The sequence below is a fragment of the Micromonospora olivasterospora genome, assembly GCF_007830265.1.
GTDB classification, from domain to species: Bacteria; Actinomycetota; Actinomycetes; order Mycobacteriales; family Micromonosporaceae; genus Micromonospora; species Micromonospora olivasterospora.
Window position 1 is genome coordinate 4,518,911 of record NZ_VLKE01000001.1, and the last position, 13,040, is coordinate 4,531,950.

Annotated in this window: 16 protein-coding genes and 2 pseudogenes; 12 read left to right on the top strand and 6 right to left on the bottom strand. The window is 74.8% G+C overall.

Annotation, left to right across the window (positions count from 1 at the left end; translation table 11 throughout):
- The first annotated feature begins 65 nt into the window (after nucleotides 1-65).
- The 6 genes from JD77_RS20930 to JD77_RS32265 all read left to right on the top strand — a co-directional run bounded on the left by JD77_RS20930 (nucleotide 66) and on the right by JD77_RS32265 (nucleotide 3,466).
- Nucleotides 66-311: a hypothetical protein gene (locus JD77_RS20930; protein WP_246140802.1), complete on the top strand. Its 246-nt coding sequence runs from the start codon at nucleotides 66-68 to the stop codon at nucleotides 309-311.
- Entirely contained in the window at nucleotides 308-505 is a 198-nt protein-coding gene (locus JD77_RS20935; protein ID WP_145775821.1) for a hypothetical protein, read from the top strand. The genes JD77_RS20930 and JD77_RS20935 overlap by 4 nt, the downstream gene beginning before the upstream one ends.
- A gap of 29 nt (nucleotides 506-534) precedes the next feature.
- Nucleotides 535-798: a hypothetical protein gene (locus tag JD77_RS20940; RefSeq protein WP_145775822.1), complete on the top strand. Its 264-nt coding sequence runs from the start codon at nucleotides 535-537 to the stop codon at nucleotides 796-798.
- Between the two features lie 897 nt (nucleotides 799-1,695).
- Nucleotides 1,696-2,157 carry a GNAT family N-acetyltransferase gene (locus JD77_RS20955; RefSeq protein ID WP_145775825.1) on the top strand — a complete coding sequence of 154 codons (462 nt, stop codon included), beginning with the start codon at nucleotides 1,696-1,698 and terminating at the stop codon, nucleotides 2,155-2,157.
- Nucleotides 2,158-2,241: 84 nt separating this feature from the next.
- Nucleotides 2,242-3,201, top strand: a complete 960-nt coding sequence (locus JD77_RS20960) for a PDDEXK family nuclease (RefSeq protein WP_170286500.1) — start codon at nucleotides 2,242-2,244, stop codon at nucleotides 3,199-3,201.
- A 64-nt stretch (nucleotides 3,202-3,265) separates the two neighbouring features.
- The gene (locus JD77_RS32265; protein ID WP_170286501.1) at nucleotides 3,266-3,466 is read left to right on the top strand and encodes a hypothetical protein; all 201 of its coding nucleotides are present in this window, start codon (nucleotides 3,266-3,268) and stop codon (nucleotides 3,464-3,466) included.
- 10 nt (nucleotides 3,467-3,476) lie between these two features.
- Here the strand turns inward: JD77_RS32265 and JD77_RS35215 are convergent.
- Nucleotides 3,477-3,749: pseudogene (locus tag JD77_RS35215) on the bottom strand (3-dehydroquinate synthase); the annotation flags it as partial.
- Here JD77_RS35215 and JD77_RS20965 point away from each other — a divergent pair.
- The 3 genes and pseudogenes from JD77_RS20965 (at nucleotide 3,727) to JD77_RS20975 (ending at nucleotide 5,447) form a co-directional block, all read left to right on the top strand.
- On the top strand, nucleotides 3,727-4,380 hold the full coding sequence (locus JD77_RS20965) for a class I adenylate-forming enzyme family protein (RefSeq protein ID WP_342799658.1): 654 nt from the start codon (nucleotides 3,727-3,729) through the stop codon (nucleotides 4,378-4,380). The pseudogene JD77_RS35215 and the gene JD77_RS20965 overlap by 23 nt on opposite strands.
- A 384-nt stretch (nucleotides 4,381-4,764) precedes the next feature.
- Nucleotides 4,765-4,899, top strand: a pseudogene (locus JD77_RS35560) (beta-ketoacyl synthase N-terminal-like domain-containing protein); the annotation flags it as partial.
- A 44-nt stretch (nucleotides 4,900-4,943) separates the two neighbouring features.
- On the top strand, nucleotides 4,944-5,447 hold the full coding sequence (locus JD77_RS20975) for an AMP-binding enzyme (RefSeq protein WP_246140809.1): 504 nt from the start codon (nucleotides 4,944-4,946) through the stop codon (nucleotides 5,445-5,447).
- An 8-nt stretch (nucleotides 5,448-5,455) separates the two neighbouring features.
- Here the strand turns inward: JD77_RS20975 and JD77_RS20980 are convergent, their stop codons facing one another.
- Complete coding sequence (locus tag JD77_RS20980) at nucleotides 5,456-5,905, bottom strand: cold-shock protein (protein WP_145775826.1); 450 nt, start codon at nucleotides 5,903-5,905, stop codon at nucleotides 5,456-5,458.
- 173 nt (nucleotides 5,906-6,078) lie between these two features.
- Between JD77_RS20980 and JD77_RS20985 the strand changes: the two genes are divergently transcribed.
- A complete protein-coding gene (locus tag JD77_RS20985) occupies nucleotides 6,079-6,750 on the top strand; it encodes a 4'-phosphopantetheinyl transferase family protein (RefSeq protein ID WP_145775827.1) in 672 nt (223 codons plus the stop codon).
- A 51-nt stretch (nucleotides 6,751-6,801) separates the two neighbouring features.
- Here the strand turns inward: JD77_RS20985 and JD77_RS20990 are convergent, their stop codons facing one another.
- Entirely contained in the window at nucleotides 6,802-8,208 is a 1,407-nt protein-coding gene (locus JD77_RS20990; protein WP_145775828.1) for an acyl-CoA synthetase, read from the bottom strand.
- 245 nt (nucleotides 8,209-8,453) lie between these two features.
- Here JD77_RS20990 and JD77_RS20995 point away from each other — a divergent pair, with 245 nt between their 5' ends.
- Nucleotides 8,454-8,822 (top strand): DUF5988 family protein, encoded by a 369-nt coding sequence (locus tag JD77_RS20995; RefSeq protein ID WP_145775829.1) that lies wholly within the window; start codon nucleotides 8,454-8,456, stop codon nucleotides 8,820-8,822.
- 26 nt (nucleotides 8,823-8,848) lie between these two features.
- Here the strand turns inward: JD77_RS20995 and recD2 are convergent, their stop codons facing one another.
- The 3 genes from recD2 to JD77_RS21010 form a co-directional block, all read right to left on the bottom strand.
- Nucleotides 8,849-11,098, bottom strand: a complete 2,250-nt coding sequence (recD2, locus tag JD77_RS21000) for an SF1B family DNA helicase RecD2 (protein ID WP_145775830.1) — start codon at nucleotides 11,096-11,098, stop codon at nucleotides 8,849-8,851.
- A gap of 47 nt (nucleotides 11,099-11,145) precedes the next feature.
- On the bottom strand, nucleotides 11,146-11,628 hold the full coding sequence (locus JD77_RS21005) for a glycosyltransferase family 8 protein (RefSeq protein ID WP_145775831.1): 483 nt from the start codon (nucleotides 11,626-11,628) through the stop codon (nucleotides 11,146-11,148).
- A gap of 239 nt (nucleotides 11,629-11,867) precedes the next feature.
- On the bottom strand, nucleotides 11,868-12,383 hold the full coding sequence (locus JD77_RS21010; RefSeq protein ID WP_145775832.1) for a 2'-5' RNA ligase family protein: 516 nt from the start codon (nucleotides 12,381-12,383) through the stop codon (nucleotides 11,868-11,870).
- An 80-nt stretch (nucleotides 12,384-12,463) separates the two neighbouring features.
- On the opposite strand from JD77_RS21010, the gene JD77_RS21015 reads away from it, so the two are divergent.
- A complete protein-coding gene (locus JD77_RS21015; RefSeq protein WP_145775833.1) occupies nucleotides 12,464-12,973 on the top strand; it encodes a mycothiol transferase in 510 nt (169 codons plus the stop codon).
- Nucleotides 12,974-13,040 lie beyond the last annotated feature (67 nt).

Sequence of the window (13,040 nt, forward strand, 5' to 3'; positions counted from 1 at the left end):
CGAGCCTGACGCTGACGTCTGAGCGCCCGCCGCCACCCTCCCACGAGACAAGGGAGGCGGAACCTGTGGCGATCTGGTCCGAGCTGCGCAATCTGGTGCGGTGGCTGCTGCGGCGGTCCGATCCGCCCCCGCCGCCCGGGAGCGGCCAGCGGCACCAGGCGGCCGAGCAGGCAGCCGCGCGGCGACGCCTGCTCGACCAGGCGCAGCGGTTGCGGGACAGCCGTTGGTACTGCGAGCCGACGCAGATCGTGCCGGACGTGCCGATGACTCTGGGCCAGCTCACCGGTTACGGGACGAGGGGCGAGCGGTGAGCCGGGTCGAGGACCGCCTGAATCCGAACGACGTGCTGTTCGGCGCCAGCCTCGTCGCAGGCGACCATGAGGCCGGTTGGTTCTGCCGACAGTGCACCCCGCACGGCTGTGACCTGTTCGTCTGGGCGAGGTCCCTGGTCGATTTGGCCGCCGCCGACATGGCGCAGTTCCGGGCGTTGGTGCAGACGTGGTGATCGGGCACCCGGACCGTGGGGCTGGGCGGGTGCGGGCGCTTCCGGCCGTGCCGTCGGACACGACGCTGTCGTTGCGGGCCGGCGAGTGGGCGACCGGCGGGAACGTGGTCGGTGTGACCCAGGTTGACGTGCGGACGGTCCGCGTGGGCGGCAGCCCGGAGGGCATGGCCGGCTGGGTCTGGGTGCGCGGCCACAACCTGGAGTGCCGGTGGCCGTGGGTCGCGTGCGCCCGGGAGTGGTGCGTCAGGGTGGCGGTGCGGGCCGAGGCCCTGTACGACGCGTTGGCGCGGTGATCGGCTGTGTCCGGGCGCGTCTCGTACGAGGAGTACCTGCTCGCCGTCGCCTTGACGCTCGCGCGGTGGCATCGGCCGGTGTGGTGCTGGTGGAGGTGGCGGCGGGTGTGCCGGTGCGGTGCCGAGCTGCCCTGCCATGTTCGGCACCGGATTCCGGTCAACCGTGGTCACTGGCCGGACGGGGCGGCGGGGTGAGCGACGGGCAGGAGCGGGTGATCCTCGCCGTACACAGAAGTTACAGGCGGAGTACGCGGACGCGCCGGTGTCCCTCGCGTTGTACATGGGAGCGCAGTTCGCCCGCGCCGCCGAGGACCTGACCTGGGCGCCCGCCGGCACCCTGCACCGCCGCTTCCTGGGCTGGCTGCGATGAGCGGCGAGCGTGGCGGTGCCTTGGTCAGGCGCGCGACACACTTGGTTGTGGTCGTCGCACACACTGTTTCTGTGGCGTTCGTCAATCCGGATCAGGCAGTGCGCGCAAGGCCGACGCGCTGGCGCAGCTACGCCGCCGCCGTCTGCGTGGGTGCCCTGGTGGGCGCGGTGGGCGTCGTCGTCTTCCAGGGAGATCCAGACGAACCCCTCTCGACGGTCACCACCGTGGCCGCCATCCCGCGCGCAGCAAATTTCTATCACGGGGATGCTTCCGTTCGCTGCCCTGTTGGAGGTGGGACGGCCTTGACGTCGCAGCGAATTGGACGGAATGACCGATTCTTCCGTCACTGCTTGTGAGTGAGTCGCCACAAGGCCCTGGTCTTGGTGCGCGGGTGAGTCACTCACTGTAGGCGCCATCGAGGTGAAGATTTAGGACGGTCGGTGGTGCCACCGATACAGCCGGAGCCGTGGCGACCGTCACCGGCTCGGCGAAACGTGACCGCAACACGGTCCCGGCAGCATGCCACCATGCAGTTGGGTATCCAGCGTGCCGACTTCACCGACCCCGACCTCGGCGCGTTCCTTCAGGCGCATCTCGACGACCTCGCGCCCACAGCCCCCGCGGAGAGCCGGCATGCACTGGATCTCCGTGGGCTGCAGACGCCGGACGTTCGCCTGTGGGTCGCCTCCGCCGGCGGGCGGATCGTGGGGACCGGCGCTCTCGCCCGACTGGAGCCGGGGCACGAGGAACTCAAGAGCATGCGGACGGATCCGGAGCGACGAGGTCAGGGAATCGCCACCCGGATCCTCGATCACCTCCTCCAGGATGCGCGAGGACGCCACGTCCGCCGGATCTCCCTGGAAACCGGCAGCATGGAGTTCTTCGCCCCGGCGAGAGCGCTGTACGCCAGGGCAGGATTCTTCCCCTGCTCTCCGTTCGGTTCCTGTACGGAAGATCCCAACAGCGTTTTCATGACGAAGACCCTGTAGCGCTTCTGTCCAGGATCGGTCGGGACACCGCCGGTTGGCGGGACGGGGCAGGCGGCGGGCGGTGCGCGGGGCGAGGGTCCAGGAATGGTGCCGACGATTCCCGCCGACGAGGCGGACGAGCTGGAGTGGCTGGCGTTCGAGCAGGCGGGGGTGCTGACCACGGCGCAGGCGACCCGGCTGCTGACTCCCGGGGTCGTACGCGGGTTCGTCCGCTCCGGCCGGTGGCGGTCGATCTGCAGGGGCGTCCTGCTGTGCGGCAACGGTCGCCTCACCCGGGACCAGCAGCTGTGGGCGGCCGTGCTGGCCACCGGCCCGCGCGCCGTGCTGGCCGGTCCGACCGCCGCCGCCGAAGCCGGCGTACGAGGGCTGCGGGCCGAGCCCCTGCACGTGCTCGTACCGGCAAGCCGACGCGCGGGCCGGACGGCGCTGCGGCGGCTGCCCGTCGACATGCCGGCGGTCGTCGTGCACCGCACCGCCGTGCTACCCGCGGCGCACCTGCAACTCGCCCGGCCGCCCCGTACGACGACCGCCCGCGCGGTGGTGGACGCCGCCGGATGGGCCCGCACGGTGGACGAGGCCCAGACGGTGCTGGCCGCCTCCTGCCAGCAACGGCGGGTCCTGCCCGGCGAGGTCCTCGCGGTCGTCGACGCGCTGCCGCGGGCCCGTCGACGGCATCTCATCCGGCAGACCATGGCCGACGTCGCGGGCGGCGCACAGGCGCTGTCCGAGCTCGACTTCCTCGCGCTGTGCCGACGGCACGGCCTGCCCCGGCCCGACCTGCAGCAGCGGCGCACCGACGCGGGCGGCCGGATCCGCTGGCTGGACGCGTACTGGCGACGGTGGCGGCTGCATGTGGAGGTCGACGGGGCCCACCACATGGACGTGCGGCACTGGGCCGCCGACATGCGCCGGCAGAACGACATCTGGACGACCGGCGACCGGATCCTCCGCTTTCCCGCCTGGGTGGTCCGGGCCCGTCCCGACGAGGTCGCCGCCACCCTCCGCCGCGCCCTGCTCGCCGCCGGCTGGTGCCCGGAACGGTGAACCTTGGACAGTTGCCGTTAGTCATGAACGGCAACTGTCCAAGATTGCCTCGAGCCGGGGGGAGGTGGAGGTGGAGGTGGGGCTGTGGAGGGTGGAGGGGGAGGGGAGGTGGAGGGGGAGGGGAGGGGAGGTGGAGGTGGAGGGGGAGGGGGAGGGGAGGTGGAGGTGGAGGGGGAGGGGGAGGGGAGGTGGAGGGGGAGGGGAGGGAGGTGGAGGGGGAGGGGAGGTGGAGGGGGAGGGGGAGGGGGATGTGGAGGGGGGGTAGTTGGCCGCGAGGCGGTGCGGACGGCGGTTTCCGGTACGTCGGCGACCAGGTCCGGGCCCGTCGGGCCGTCCAGCACGAAGGACAGTCCCGACGTCGCCTTCTTGTTCCGCCGCATGAGGGCGACCAGTTCGTCGTGGTCCACTCCGGCCGGCAGGGTCGTGTCGAGGCCGTACCCGGCCACCACCGACCGGTGCTCCGCGACCCGGTCAGGGCCGATGCGGCCCAGCACCCCGGCCAGCCGGCCCGCGAACACCGTGCCGATGCCGACCGCCCGGCCCGGCCGGCCCCGCGTCGAGGGCTCCTGCGGGCAGCCCGTGGACGGCGTCGAGGTGCGGCTGGTCAGCCCCGAGACCGGGCTCGACGTGCCGGTCGGCGCCGAGGGCGAGGTCTGGGTACGCGGCCCGAGCGTCATGCTCGGCTACCACGGGCTGCCCGAGGTCACCGCCGCCGCGCTGCGCGACGGCTGTTACCGCACCGGCGACCTGGCCCGCTTCGACGCCGACGGCAACCTGTTCGTCACCGGGCGGCACCGTGAGCTGGTCATCCGGGGCGGGGAGAAGATCCACCCGGCCGAGGTGGAGGACGTGCTGCGGGCGGTGCCCGGCGTCGCCGACGTGGCGGTGACCGGCCGCCCGCACGACGTGCTCGGCGAGCTGCCGGTGGCGTTCGTCGTCCCCGGACCGGAGGGCTTCGACCCCCGGGCCGCGTACGCGGCCTGCCGGGGACCGGCTCGCGTACCACAAGGTGCCCGAGGAACTGTACGAGATCGCGGCGGTGCCCCGGACGGCGTCCGGCAAGGTGACCCGGCGGCTGCTGCTGGAGCGGCCCGCCCGGCTGCGCGCCGTCAACGGCAGCCACCACGAGGCGCTGAGCCGCGTCGCCTGGCGCCCGCTGGACGCGCCGGCCCCGGCTGAGGAAGTCGGGGCGGAGGCGCCGCGCTGGGCGGTGGTGCGCGCGGGCGGCGAGGCAGCAGCCGACGCGCTGCGGGCCGCCGGGGCGGCCGTGGAGACGTACCCGGATCTCGCCACGCTGGCGGCGGAGGCCGAGCGGCCCGACGTGACCGTGCTGGCGGTCGGGGCAGCCGAGGACGCGGCGGGCCTCGCCGAGGGGGCGCGCGGCTGGCTGGACGACGACCGCTGCGGCGGCGGCCGGCTGGTGCTGCTGACCACCGGGGCCGTGGACGCGTCCACCACCGACCGGGCCGACGACCCCGACCTCGTCCCGCCGGCCGCCGTGGCGTGGGCGGTGGGCCGCTGCCTCCAGGCCGCGTACCCGGACCGGGTGGTGCTGGTCGACGGCTGTTCGCGATCAGCCCCCGCGAGGCGCTGGCCACGGACCCGCAGCAGCGGCTGCTGCTGGAGACGTCCTGGGAGCTGTTCGAGCGGGCCGGCATCGACCCGACCTCGCTGCGCGGCAGCGCCACCGGCGTGTTCGCGCGCCCGCCGCGGCAGGAGCCGCCGGGCGGCCGCTGCCCGGGGTGGAGACCCGGGTACTGGACCGGGAGGACCGGCTGGTCCCGGCCGACGGCGAGTCGGTCGGCCTGCTGAGCATCCGGCGGCCGACGCTGTTCAGCGGGTACGTCGACGAGCCGGGCCGGGACGCGACCGCGGGGGAGTGGCACGCCACGGGCGACCTGGCGACGGTGGCGGCGGACGGCTCGTACCGGATCATCGGGCGGCGGCGGACCGACGTCGTGCACGATCGGGGCCGCTGCATCCACGCGGGCCAGGTCGAGGAGGTGCTGCTCAGCTACCCCGGGGTGCGCGACGCGGCCGTGGTGGGCACGCCCCACCGCGTCCTGGGCGAGCAGGTCACCGCGTACGTCGTCGCCGCCGAGGGGCTCACCGCCCAGGTGCTGATCGACCATGTGGGACGGTACCTGTCGGCCGGCCAGCGGCCCCGCCGGGTGCACTTCGTCGACGAGTTGCCGCGCAGCGCGCAGGGCCGGATCAGGAAGTCACTGCTGATCGCCGCCCGCTGACCGGCGGGTCAGCCCTCCACCCAGCCGTGCCCCCGGGCCAGGGCGAGGATCCGCGAGCGCACCGCGACGATCTGCGCCCCCGTGAGGTCCGGCACGCCCGTCAGCAGCGCCTCCGTGGTCTCGGCGCTGAACGCCCGCTCGGAGAGCACGTCGCACAGGCCCTCCTCGTCGTCGGGCCCACCGACCTGCCCGGGCTCGCGGCCGCGTGCCGCCGCGGGCGTGCCGACGCGCGCCGACGAACCCGCCCGCTCACCGGCGCCGAGCACCCGCACCGTCAGGGCCTTCGGGCCGCGGTCGCTGTCGACCGCCTCGTACTCCACCGGGACGCCGGGCGTCATCGCCCACTTGTCACCGTCCACCGTGTTCGCGTGCACGAACACGTCGTCGCCACCGTCGTCCGGGGTGATGAAGCCGTAGCCCCGCACCTCGTCGAACCGAACCACCCTGCCAGTCAACATCACTTTTCCCGCATCCGTCCGACCACTCCGCGCGCCCCGGCCCGCCGGGTCGGTGCACCCCTCAGCGTGGCAGCCCGACCCCGCCGCCCGGCACCCGTACGTTACCCCTATCGGCGCCGCCGGAGCGAACGGCCGCTCGGCGTCCTGCCGTCCGCCGCCTAACATCGGCGGACGTGATCGAGCAGATCCTGCCTTCCGCCGTGGCGGTGGCCGAGTCCTTCACCGACCCCGCCGGCCTGACGCCGCTTCCCGAGGAGGAGCCGCTCGTCGCGGCGGCGGTGGAGAAGCGGCGCCGGGAGTTCACGACCGTGCGGCACTGCGCCCGCCGGGCGCTGGCCGAGCTGGGCGTCGCCCCGGTGCCGATCCTCAGCGGTACGCGCGGCGCCCCGGTCTGGCCCGACGGGATCGTGGGCAGCATGACGCACTGCGACGGCTACCGGGGCGCGGTCCTGGGCCGCGCGGCGGCGTTCGCCACCCTGGGCGTGGACGCCGAGCCGCACGCGCCGCTGCCGGAGGGGGTGCTCGAGGCCATCGCCCTGCCGGCCGAGCAGGCCCGCACCGCCGCCCTGGCCGCCGGCCACCCCGGCGTGTGCTGGGACCGCCTGCTGTTCAGCGCCAAGGAGTCCGTCTACAAGGCGTGGTTCCCGCTGACCCGGCGGTGGCTGGACTTCTCCGAGGCGGACATCTCCCTCGACCCCGCCGGGACGTTCGTCGCCCGCCTGCTGGTGTCCGGCCCGGTCCTCGGCGGCGTGCCGGTCACCGCGTTCACCGGCCGGTTCCTCGTCGACGGCGGCCTGGTGCTGACCGCCATCGCCGTCCCCGCCGTCCCCGCCGTCGCCGACTGAGCCCGGCCCGCGGTCGCCCGCCCGGACCCGGCCCCGCGTACGGCCCGCCCGTCAGCCCCCGGCCAGCCGCGTCTTCTGCACCTTGCCCATCGCGTTGCGCGGCAGGGCGTCGACCAGGCGCACCTCCCGGGGGCGTTTGTGCGCCGACAACTGCCGGGCCACGAAGTCGATCAGCTCCGGCCCGTCCACCCCGTCGCCCACCACGTACGCGGTGACCTGCTGTCCGAGGTCCGGGTGCGGGGTGCCGACCACAGCCGCCTCGCGTACGCCGGGGTGCGCCAGCAGGGCGTCCTCCACCTCGCCGGCCCCGATCCGGTAGCCGCCGCTCTTGATCAGGTCGGTGGCGGCGCGCCCGACGATCCGGTGGCAGCCGTCCGGCTCGACCGTGGCGACATCCCCGGTGCGGAACCAGCCGTCCGCGGTGCGGGTCGCCGCGTCGGCGTCCGGGCGGTTCAGGTAGCCGTCGAAGAGGGTCGCGCCACACACCTGGAGTTCGCCCATGGCCGTCCCGTCGGCGGGCAGCGGGGCGCCGTGCTCGTCGACCAGCCGGGTCCGCACCCCGGGCAGCGGCACCCCGACGGTGCCCGGCCGGCGCGGTGCGTCCGCGCGGGCGCTCACGGTGATCAGGGTCTCCGTCATCCCGTACCGCTCCACGACGCGGTGACCGGTCAGGGCGGCGAGGTCGGCGAAGACCGCCGCCGGCAGGGCCGCGCTGCCCGAGACGAGCAGCCGCGCCGAGCGCAGCGCCCGCGCCGAGTCGGGGTCCGCCGCGACCCGGGACCAGACCGTGGGCACGCCGAAGTAGACCGAGCCGCGGGCGGCGGCGTACCGGTCGGGGCGCGGCCGCCCGACGTGGTGCAGCCGGCTGCCCAGGCGCAGCGGCCCGAGGACGCCCAGCACCAGGCCGTGCACGTGGAACAACGGCAGGCCGTGCACCAGCAGGTCCTCGGGCGTCCAGGCCCAGGCGTCGGCGAGCCCGTCCAGGCAGGCCGCCGCCGCCCGGCGCGAGATCACCGCGCCCTTCGGGGCCCCGGTGGTGCCGCTGGTGTACAGGATCAGGGCCGTGCGGTCCGGGTCCGGTTCGGCGTGGACGGTGTCCGAACGGCGGGCCAGGTCGACCGGGATCCTCGGCGGCCCGGCATCGGCCGGGTGCTGTTCACCCGCCGGGACGAGCAGCGCGACGGCGCCGGAGTCGCGCAGGATGTGGCCGCGCTCCATCGGCCCGGCGTCCGGCGGCACGGGCACGACCGCCGCGCCGGCCAGCAGCGCGCCGACCACGCCGACCACGGTCTCCAGGCTGGCGGTGGCCTCGACCGCGACCCGGTCCACGCCGCGCAGGTCGTCGGCCACGGCCGCGGCGAGCCGCCGCAGCTCCACCCAGGACGCCGCCCGGTCGTCCACCCGGATCGCGTCGGGGCGCTCGTCGGTCGACTCGGACAGCCAGCTCAGCAGCGGCATGATGGGGCCTCTCTCCAGCGGCTCGGACCCGGCCCCGACCGTAGCGGGGGCGCCCCCGGCCCGGCCACCCCTACCGCCGCGGCGCGGACGCCCGGCGGGTGGCACCCGCGCGGGCCGGGCCGCCCGCCCCGATCCCCGCTGGTAGGGGGTCGGTAAGGGTACTCGGCGACTGTGACGCGGATTACGTTCGAGGGGAACGGCGGCCGTCGCCGGACGGCGGGAGAGCCTCTCCCGCCGCCCGTCCCGTGCCGGTCCGTTCGGTAATCCGCGCCGCGATCAGCGACCGGCGCGTCCGGGTACGGCACCACGGGGGCTACGAGCACTTCGAGCGGGATCCCGCCGGGTCCGCCGCCGGCGCGCCCGTGGTCTTCCGCTGGACCGGCCCCGGGCATCGGCTGACGGTCAGCGAGTGGTACGAGGATCCGGAGGCGGTCGACCCGGCCGAGGGCCCGGCCGTGCTGACCATCCACCCGGCCGACCCGCAGCTGCTGCTCAGCCGGGCGCTGGCGGCCGGGGCGGAGCTGGAGCCGGCCGCCGGCGACACGCCGGCGGTGGTCCTGCGTGATCCGGCCGGGCAGCGGTGGGCGGTCGTGGGGGCCACCCGGAGCCAGTAGGAGCCGGGCGGCCCGGCCCGCCCGGCTCAGCGCCGGTCGGCGGCGAGCCGGTGGGTCAGCGCGGTGTGCCGGCGGCCGGTGCCGGCCGTGCGGACCGCGATGGCGAGCGCCCTGCGCGAACCGGCCAGCACGACCAGGCGGCGGGCCCGGGTGACCGCCGTGTAGAGCAGGTTCCGCTGCAACATCGTGTACGCGGACATGGTCACCGGGACGACCACCGCCGGATACTCGCTGCCCTGGGAGCGGTGCACCGTGATGGCGTACGCGTGCTGCAGCTCGTCCAGCTCGTGGAACTCGTAGCTGATGTCCTCGTCCTCGTCGGTGCGGACCACGAGGGTCTGCTCGTCGGGATCCAGGGCGGTGACCACGCCGACGGTGCCGTTGAACACCCCGGCCGCGCCCTTGTCGTAGTTGTTGCGGACCTGGATCACCTTGTCCCCGACCCGGAACACCCGCGCGCCGTGCCGCCGCTCCGGCGTGCCCTCGCGCTGCGGGGCGATCGCCTGCTGGAGCAGGGTGTTCAGGTTCGCCGCGCCGGCCGGGCCGCGCAGCATCGGGGTGAGCACCTGCACGTCGCGGGGCCGCAGGCCGAACCGGCGGGGGATGCGCCGGGCCACGATGTCGACGACCTGCTCGGCGGTGACCTCCGGGTCGTCGCTGGGGAAGAGGAAGAAGTCCGGGTGCTCGCCGAACAGCGGCGCCTGCCCGGCGTTGATCCGGTGCGCGTTGACCACCACGCCCGACTCCTGCGCCTGCCGGAAGATCCGGGTAAGCCGGATCCGGGGCACGCCGTCGGCCGCGAGGACGTCGCGCAGCACCTCCCCGGCGCCCACCGACGGCAACTGGTCGACGTCGCCGACCAGCAGCAGGTGCGCGCCGGGCGGCACCGCCTTGACCAGCTTGTTGGCCAGGATCAGGTCCAGCATGGACGCCTCGTCGACCACCACCAGGTCGGCGTCGACAGGATTGTCCCGGTCGAAGGTGGCGTCCCCGCCGGGACGTAGCTGAAGCAGCCGGTGCACGGTCGTCGCGGGGTGGCCGGTCAGCTCCGTCAGCCGCTTGGCCGCCCGGCCGGTCGGCGCGGCCAGCACGATCTTCGCCTTCTTCGCCGCGGCCAGCTCGACGACCGACCGCACGGTGAACGACTTGCCGCAGCCCGGGCCGCCGGTCAGCACCGCCACCCGGGAGGTCAGCGCCAGCCGTACCGCCTGTTCCTGCTCCGGCGCCAGCTCCGCGCCCGTGCGGGCCTTCAGCCAGCCCAGCGCGCGCCCCCAGTCCACGTCCGCGAACGCCGGCATCCGGTCGACCGGGTCCCGCAGCAGCCGCAGCAGGCTCGCGGCCAGCGCCGACTCGGCCCGGTGGAACGGGACCAGGTACACCGCCGGGATGACGCCACCCTCGCTGCTCGGGTTCGGCACCGCCTCGCGGACCACGCCCTCCTCCGCGGCGACCAGCTCGGCCAGTCCGGCGGCGACCAGCTCCGCCGGCACCTCCAGGATCGTCGCCGCGTCGGCGACCAGGTTCGGCTCCGGCAGGTAGCAGTGCCCGGAGTCGGCGGCCTCCGAGAGCGTGTACCGGATGCCGGCGCGCACCCGCTGCGGGCTGTCGTGCGGGATGCCGACCGCCCGGGCGATGCCGTCGGCCGTCCGGAACCCGATGCCCCACACGTCGGCGGCGAGCCGGTACGGATCCTCGCGCACCACCTTGACGGACTCGTCGCCGTACTGCTTGAAGATGCGGACCGCGTGCGAGGTCGAGACGCCGACGCCCTGGAGGAAGACCATGACCTCCTTGATGGCCTTCTGCTCCTGCCAGGCCGCGCCGATCGCCGCCGTGCGCTTCTTCCCGAGGCCGTGCACCTCGACGAGCCGGCCGGGCTCCTCCTCGATCACCCGGAGCGTGTCGACGCCGAAGGCGGCCACGATGCGGGCGGCCATCTTCGGGCCGATCCCCTTGATCAGGCCGGAGCCCAGGTAGCGTTCGATGCCCTGCACCGTCGCGGGCAGCACCGTGGTGCAGCTGTGCACCTCGAACTGCCGGCCGTACCGCGGGTGCGACCCCCACCGGCCCACCAGCCGCAGCCGCTCGCCGGGCTGGGCGCCGGGCAGCGGCCCGACCACGGTGAGCAGGTCGTCGCCGGACCGGTCGGTGGCGACCCGGGCGATCGTGTACCCGGTCTCCTCGTTGACGTACGTGACGCGTTCCAGCACCGCCTCCAGCACGGCGCCCCAGGCGGGGGCGCTCTGCGCGGCCGGCGCGGTCGGGTTCGCGGACATCGGGACGATGATGGCAGATCCCCCTGTCGCGCCCGCGTGCGGGAGGATCAGCGGCGGCCGCTGGTCACCAGGCCGCCGAACTCCGGCTCCAGCCGCCACGCCATCAGGTCGTTCCACCGGTGCGGCAGCCGCAGCCAGGTGCCGTACGTGGCGTAGTTGAGGGCGTCCTGGTCCGGGTAGCGGGACTCGTGCGCGTGCCGGGCGAGGTAGGCCAGCGACTTCCCGGTCACCTCGCACTCCTTCCACCGCGCGACGTCGATCAGCAGCACGCCGGAGTTGTAGTAGAGCGCGTACGGGTCCAGGTCATGGTACTGCGCCAGGCCCGGGATGCCGCCCATGTCCAGCAGCCGCCGGTTGAACGGGTCCCGGACGGCGCCCAGCGGCGCGCCGCCCATGTCCAGCTCGAACAGCGGTGTGAGCGAGTTCGTGCACAACGTGTCGCAGTCCAGGTAGAGCACCCGCTCCACCTCGGCCGGCAGGGCGCCGGGGACCAGCAGGCGCAGATACATGGCCGGCGACAGGTACCCCATGATGGGGTATGGAATTTGGCGGGAGAGAATGTCGAGATTCGGTGCCCGGCATTCTGGCCGCTGTCCTGGCCCGACGCAATTGACCCCAGAATCGACCCCTCAACCCAGCCCCGGCGCCGGACTTGAGGTGTGGAATCCGTTCCGTGACGGGCTGCCGACTCCCGGCTGCCCTTCCCGCCGGCAATCCGGTGGCGTTCCGGGTGGCGCCCGGGCGCCACCCGGCAGGTCTGACCCGCCGCTCAGGGCAGCGGACGGCAGATGCCCCGGGCGTGGTCCGTGACGGCCGCGCCCACCACCGTGGCCTCCAGCGGCAGCATCTCCAGGCAGCGCCGCACCGCGGCGGCCATCAGCGCGTTGGGCACCCGCATGGACAGGGTGCAGTGCGGCACCCAGCGTCCCGGCTGGTAGTGCTCGACCAGCCCGACGCCGGCCCGGGCCAGCCGGTCGTGCACGAGGGCCTGGTGGGCCAGCAGCTCGGCCGTGGGAGCCGGCCCGAGCCACAGCACCCGCCCCACGAACTGCCCGGCGTGCTGGAACGACAGCCGCAGCGGCGCCGCCACCACCGTGCCGGCCAGCGCGGCGGCGACCCGGTCGGGGTCCAGGCGCGGGGCCACCGCCAGGGAGACGTGCGGCCGGTGCCGCTGCTCCAGCAGGGACCGCATGCTCTGCACACCCTCGGACTCCAGCGCGTCCCACAGCACCCGGATCCGCCGGGTGGCGTCGGTGTCCAGATACAGCTCCAGTGCCGCGACCACGTCGATCACCCTAGGGCCCGAGGTTTGCCCGGTCGGCCCTGCGGTACTGCGGCGGGGAGAGCGACGCCAGGGAGGACCGCGTGGACGTGCACGACGTGCTGACCGAGACCTACGGCCGGCTGCCCGGGCTGGTGCGGGCGGCCGTCGAGGGGCTGTCGCCGGAGCAGCTGTGCCGCCCGCCGCTGCCCGGGGCGAACCCGGTGGGCTGGCTGGTGTGGCACCTGACCCGGATCCAGGACCAGCACGTCGCCGACCTGCTGGGCGCCGAGCAGGTCTGGGTCATCGGCGACCGGGCGGGCCGCTTCGGGCTGCCCGCCGACCCGGACGACACCGGGTACGGGCACGACCGGGAGCGGGTGGCCGCGGTGCGGCCGGAGAGCGCCGAGGCGCTGGTCGACTACTACGACGCGGTCGCGGAGCGTACCCGCGCGTTCCTGGCCGGGCTGCGGCCGGCGGACCTGGACCGGATCGTCGACGAGGCGTGGGACCCGCCGGTGACGCTGGGGGTGCGGCTGGTCAGCGTGGCCGAGGACGACCTGCAGCACGCCGGCCAGGCCGCGTACGCGCGCGGCCTGCTCGGCGCGGCCTGAAAGCGCGCCGGCCCGCCCTCGTACCCGGATTTCACCCGGTCCGGGTGAGCCCGGCCCACCCGGACCC

What these genes read in the sequence shown, in the direction of transcription:
- JD77_RS20955 (WP_145775825.1), top strand. Translation starts at nt 1,696, where the DNA reads ATGCAGTTGGGTATCCAGCGTGCCGACTTCACCGACCCCGACCTCGGC.
- JD77_RS20960 (WP_170286500.1), top strand. Translation starts at nt 2,242, where the DNA reads ATGGTGCCGACGATTCCCGCCGACGAGGCGGACGAGCTGGAGTGGCTG.
- JD77_RS20965 (WP_342799658.1), top strand. Translation starts at nt 3,727, where the DNA reads ATGCCGACCGCCCGGCCCGGCCGGCCCCGCGTCGAGGGCTCCTGCGGG.
- JD77_RS20980 (WP_145775826.1), bottom strand. Translation starts at nt 5,905, where the DNA reads ATGTTGACTGGCAGGGTGGTTCGGTTCGACGAGGTGCGGGGCTACGGC.
- JD77_RS20990 (WP_145775828.1), bottom strand. Translation starts at nt 8,208, where the DNA reads ATGCCGCTGCTGAGCTGGCTGTCCGAGTCGACCGACGAGCGCCCCGAC.
- recD2 (WP_145775830.1), bottom strand. Translation starts at nt 11,098, where the DNA reads ATGTCCGCGAACCCGACCGCGCCGGCCGCGCAGAGCGCCCCCGCCTGG.
- JD77_RS21005 (WP_145775831.1), bottom strand. Translation starts at nt 11,628, where the DNA reads ATGGGGTACCTGTCGCCGGCCATGTATCTGCGCCTGCTGGTCCCCGGC.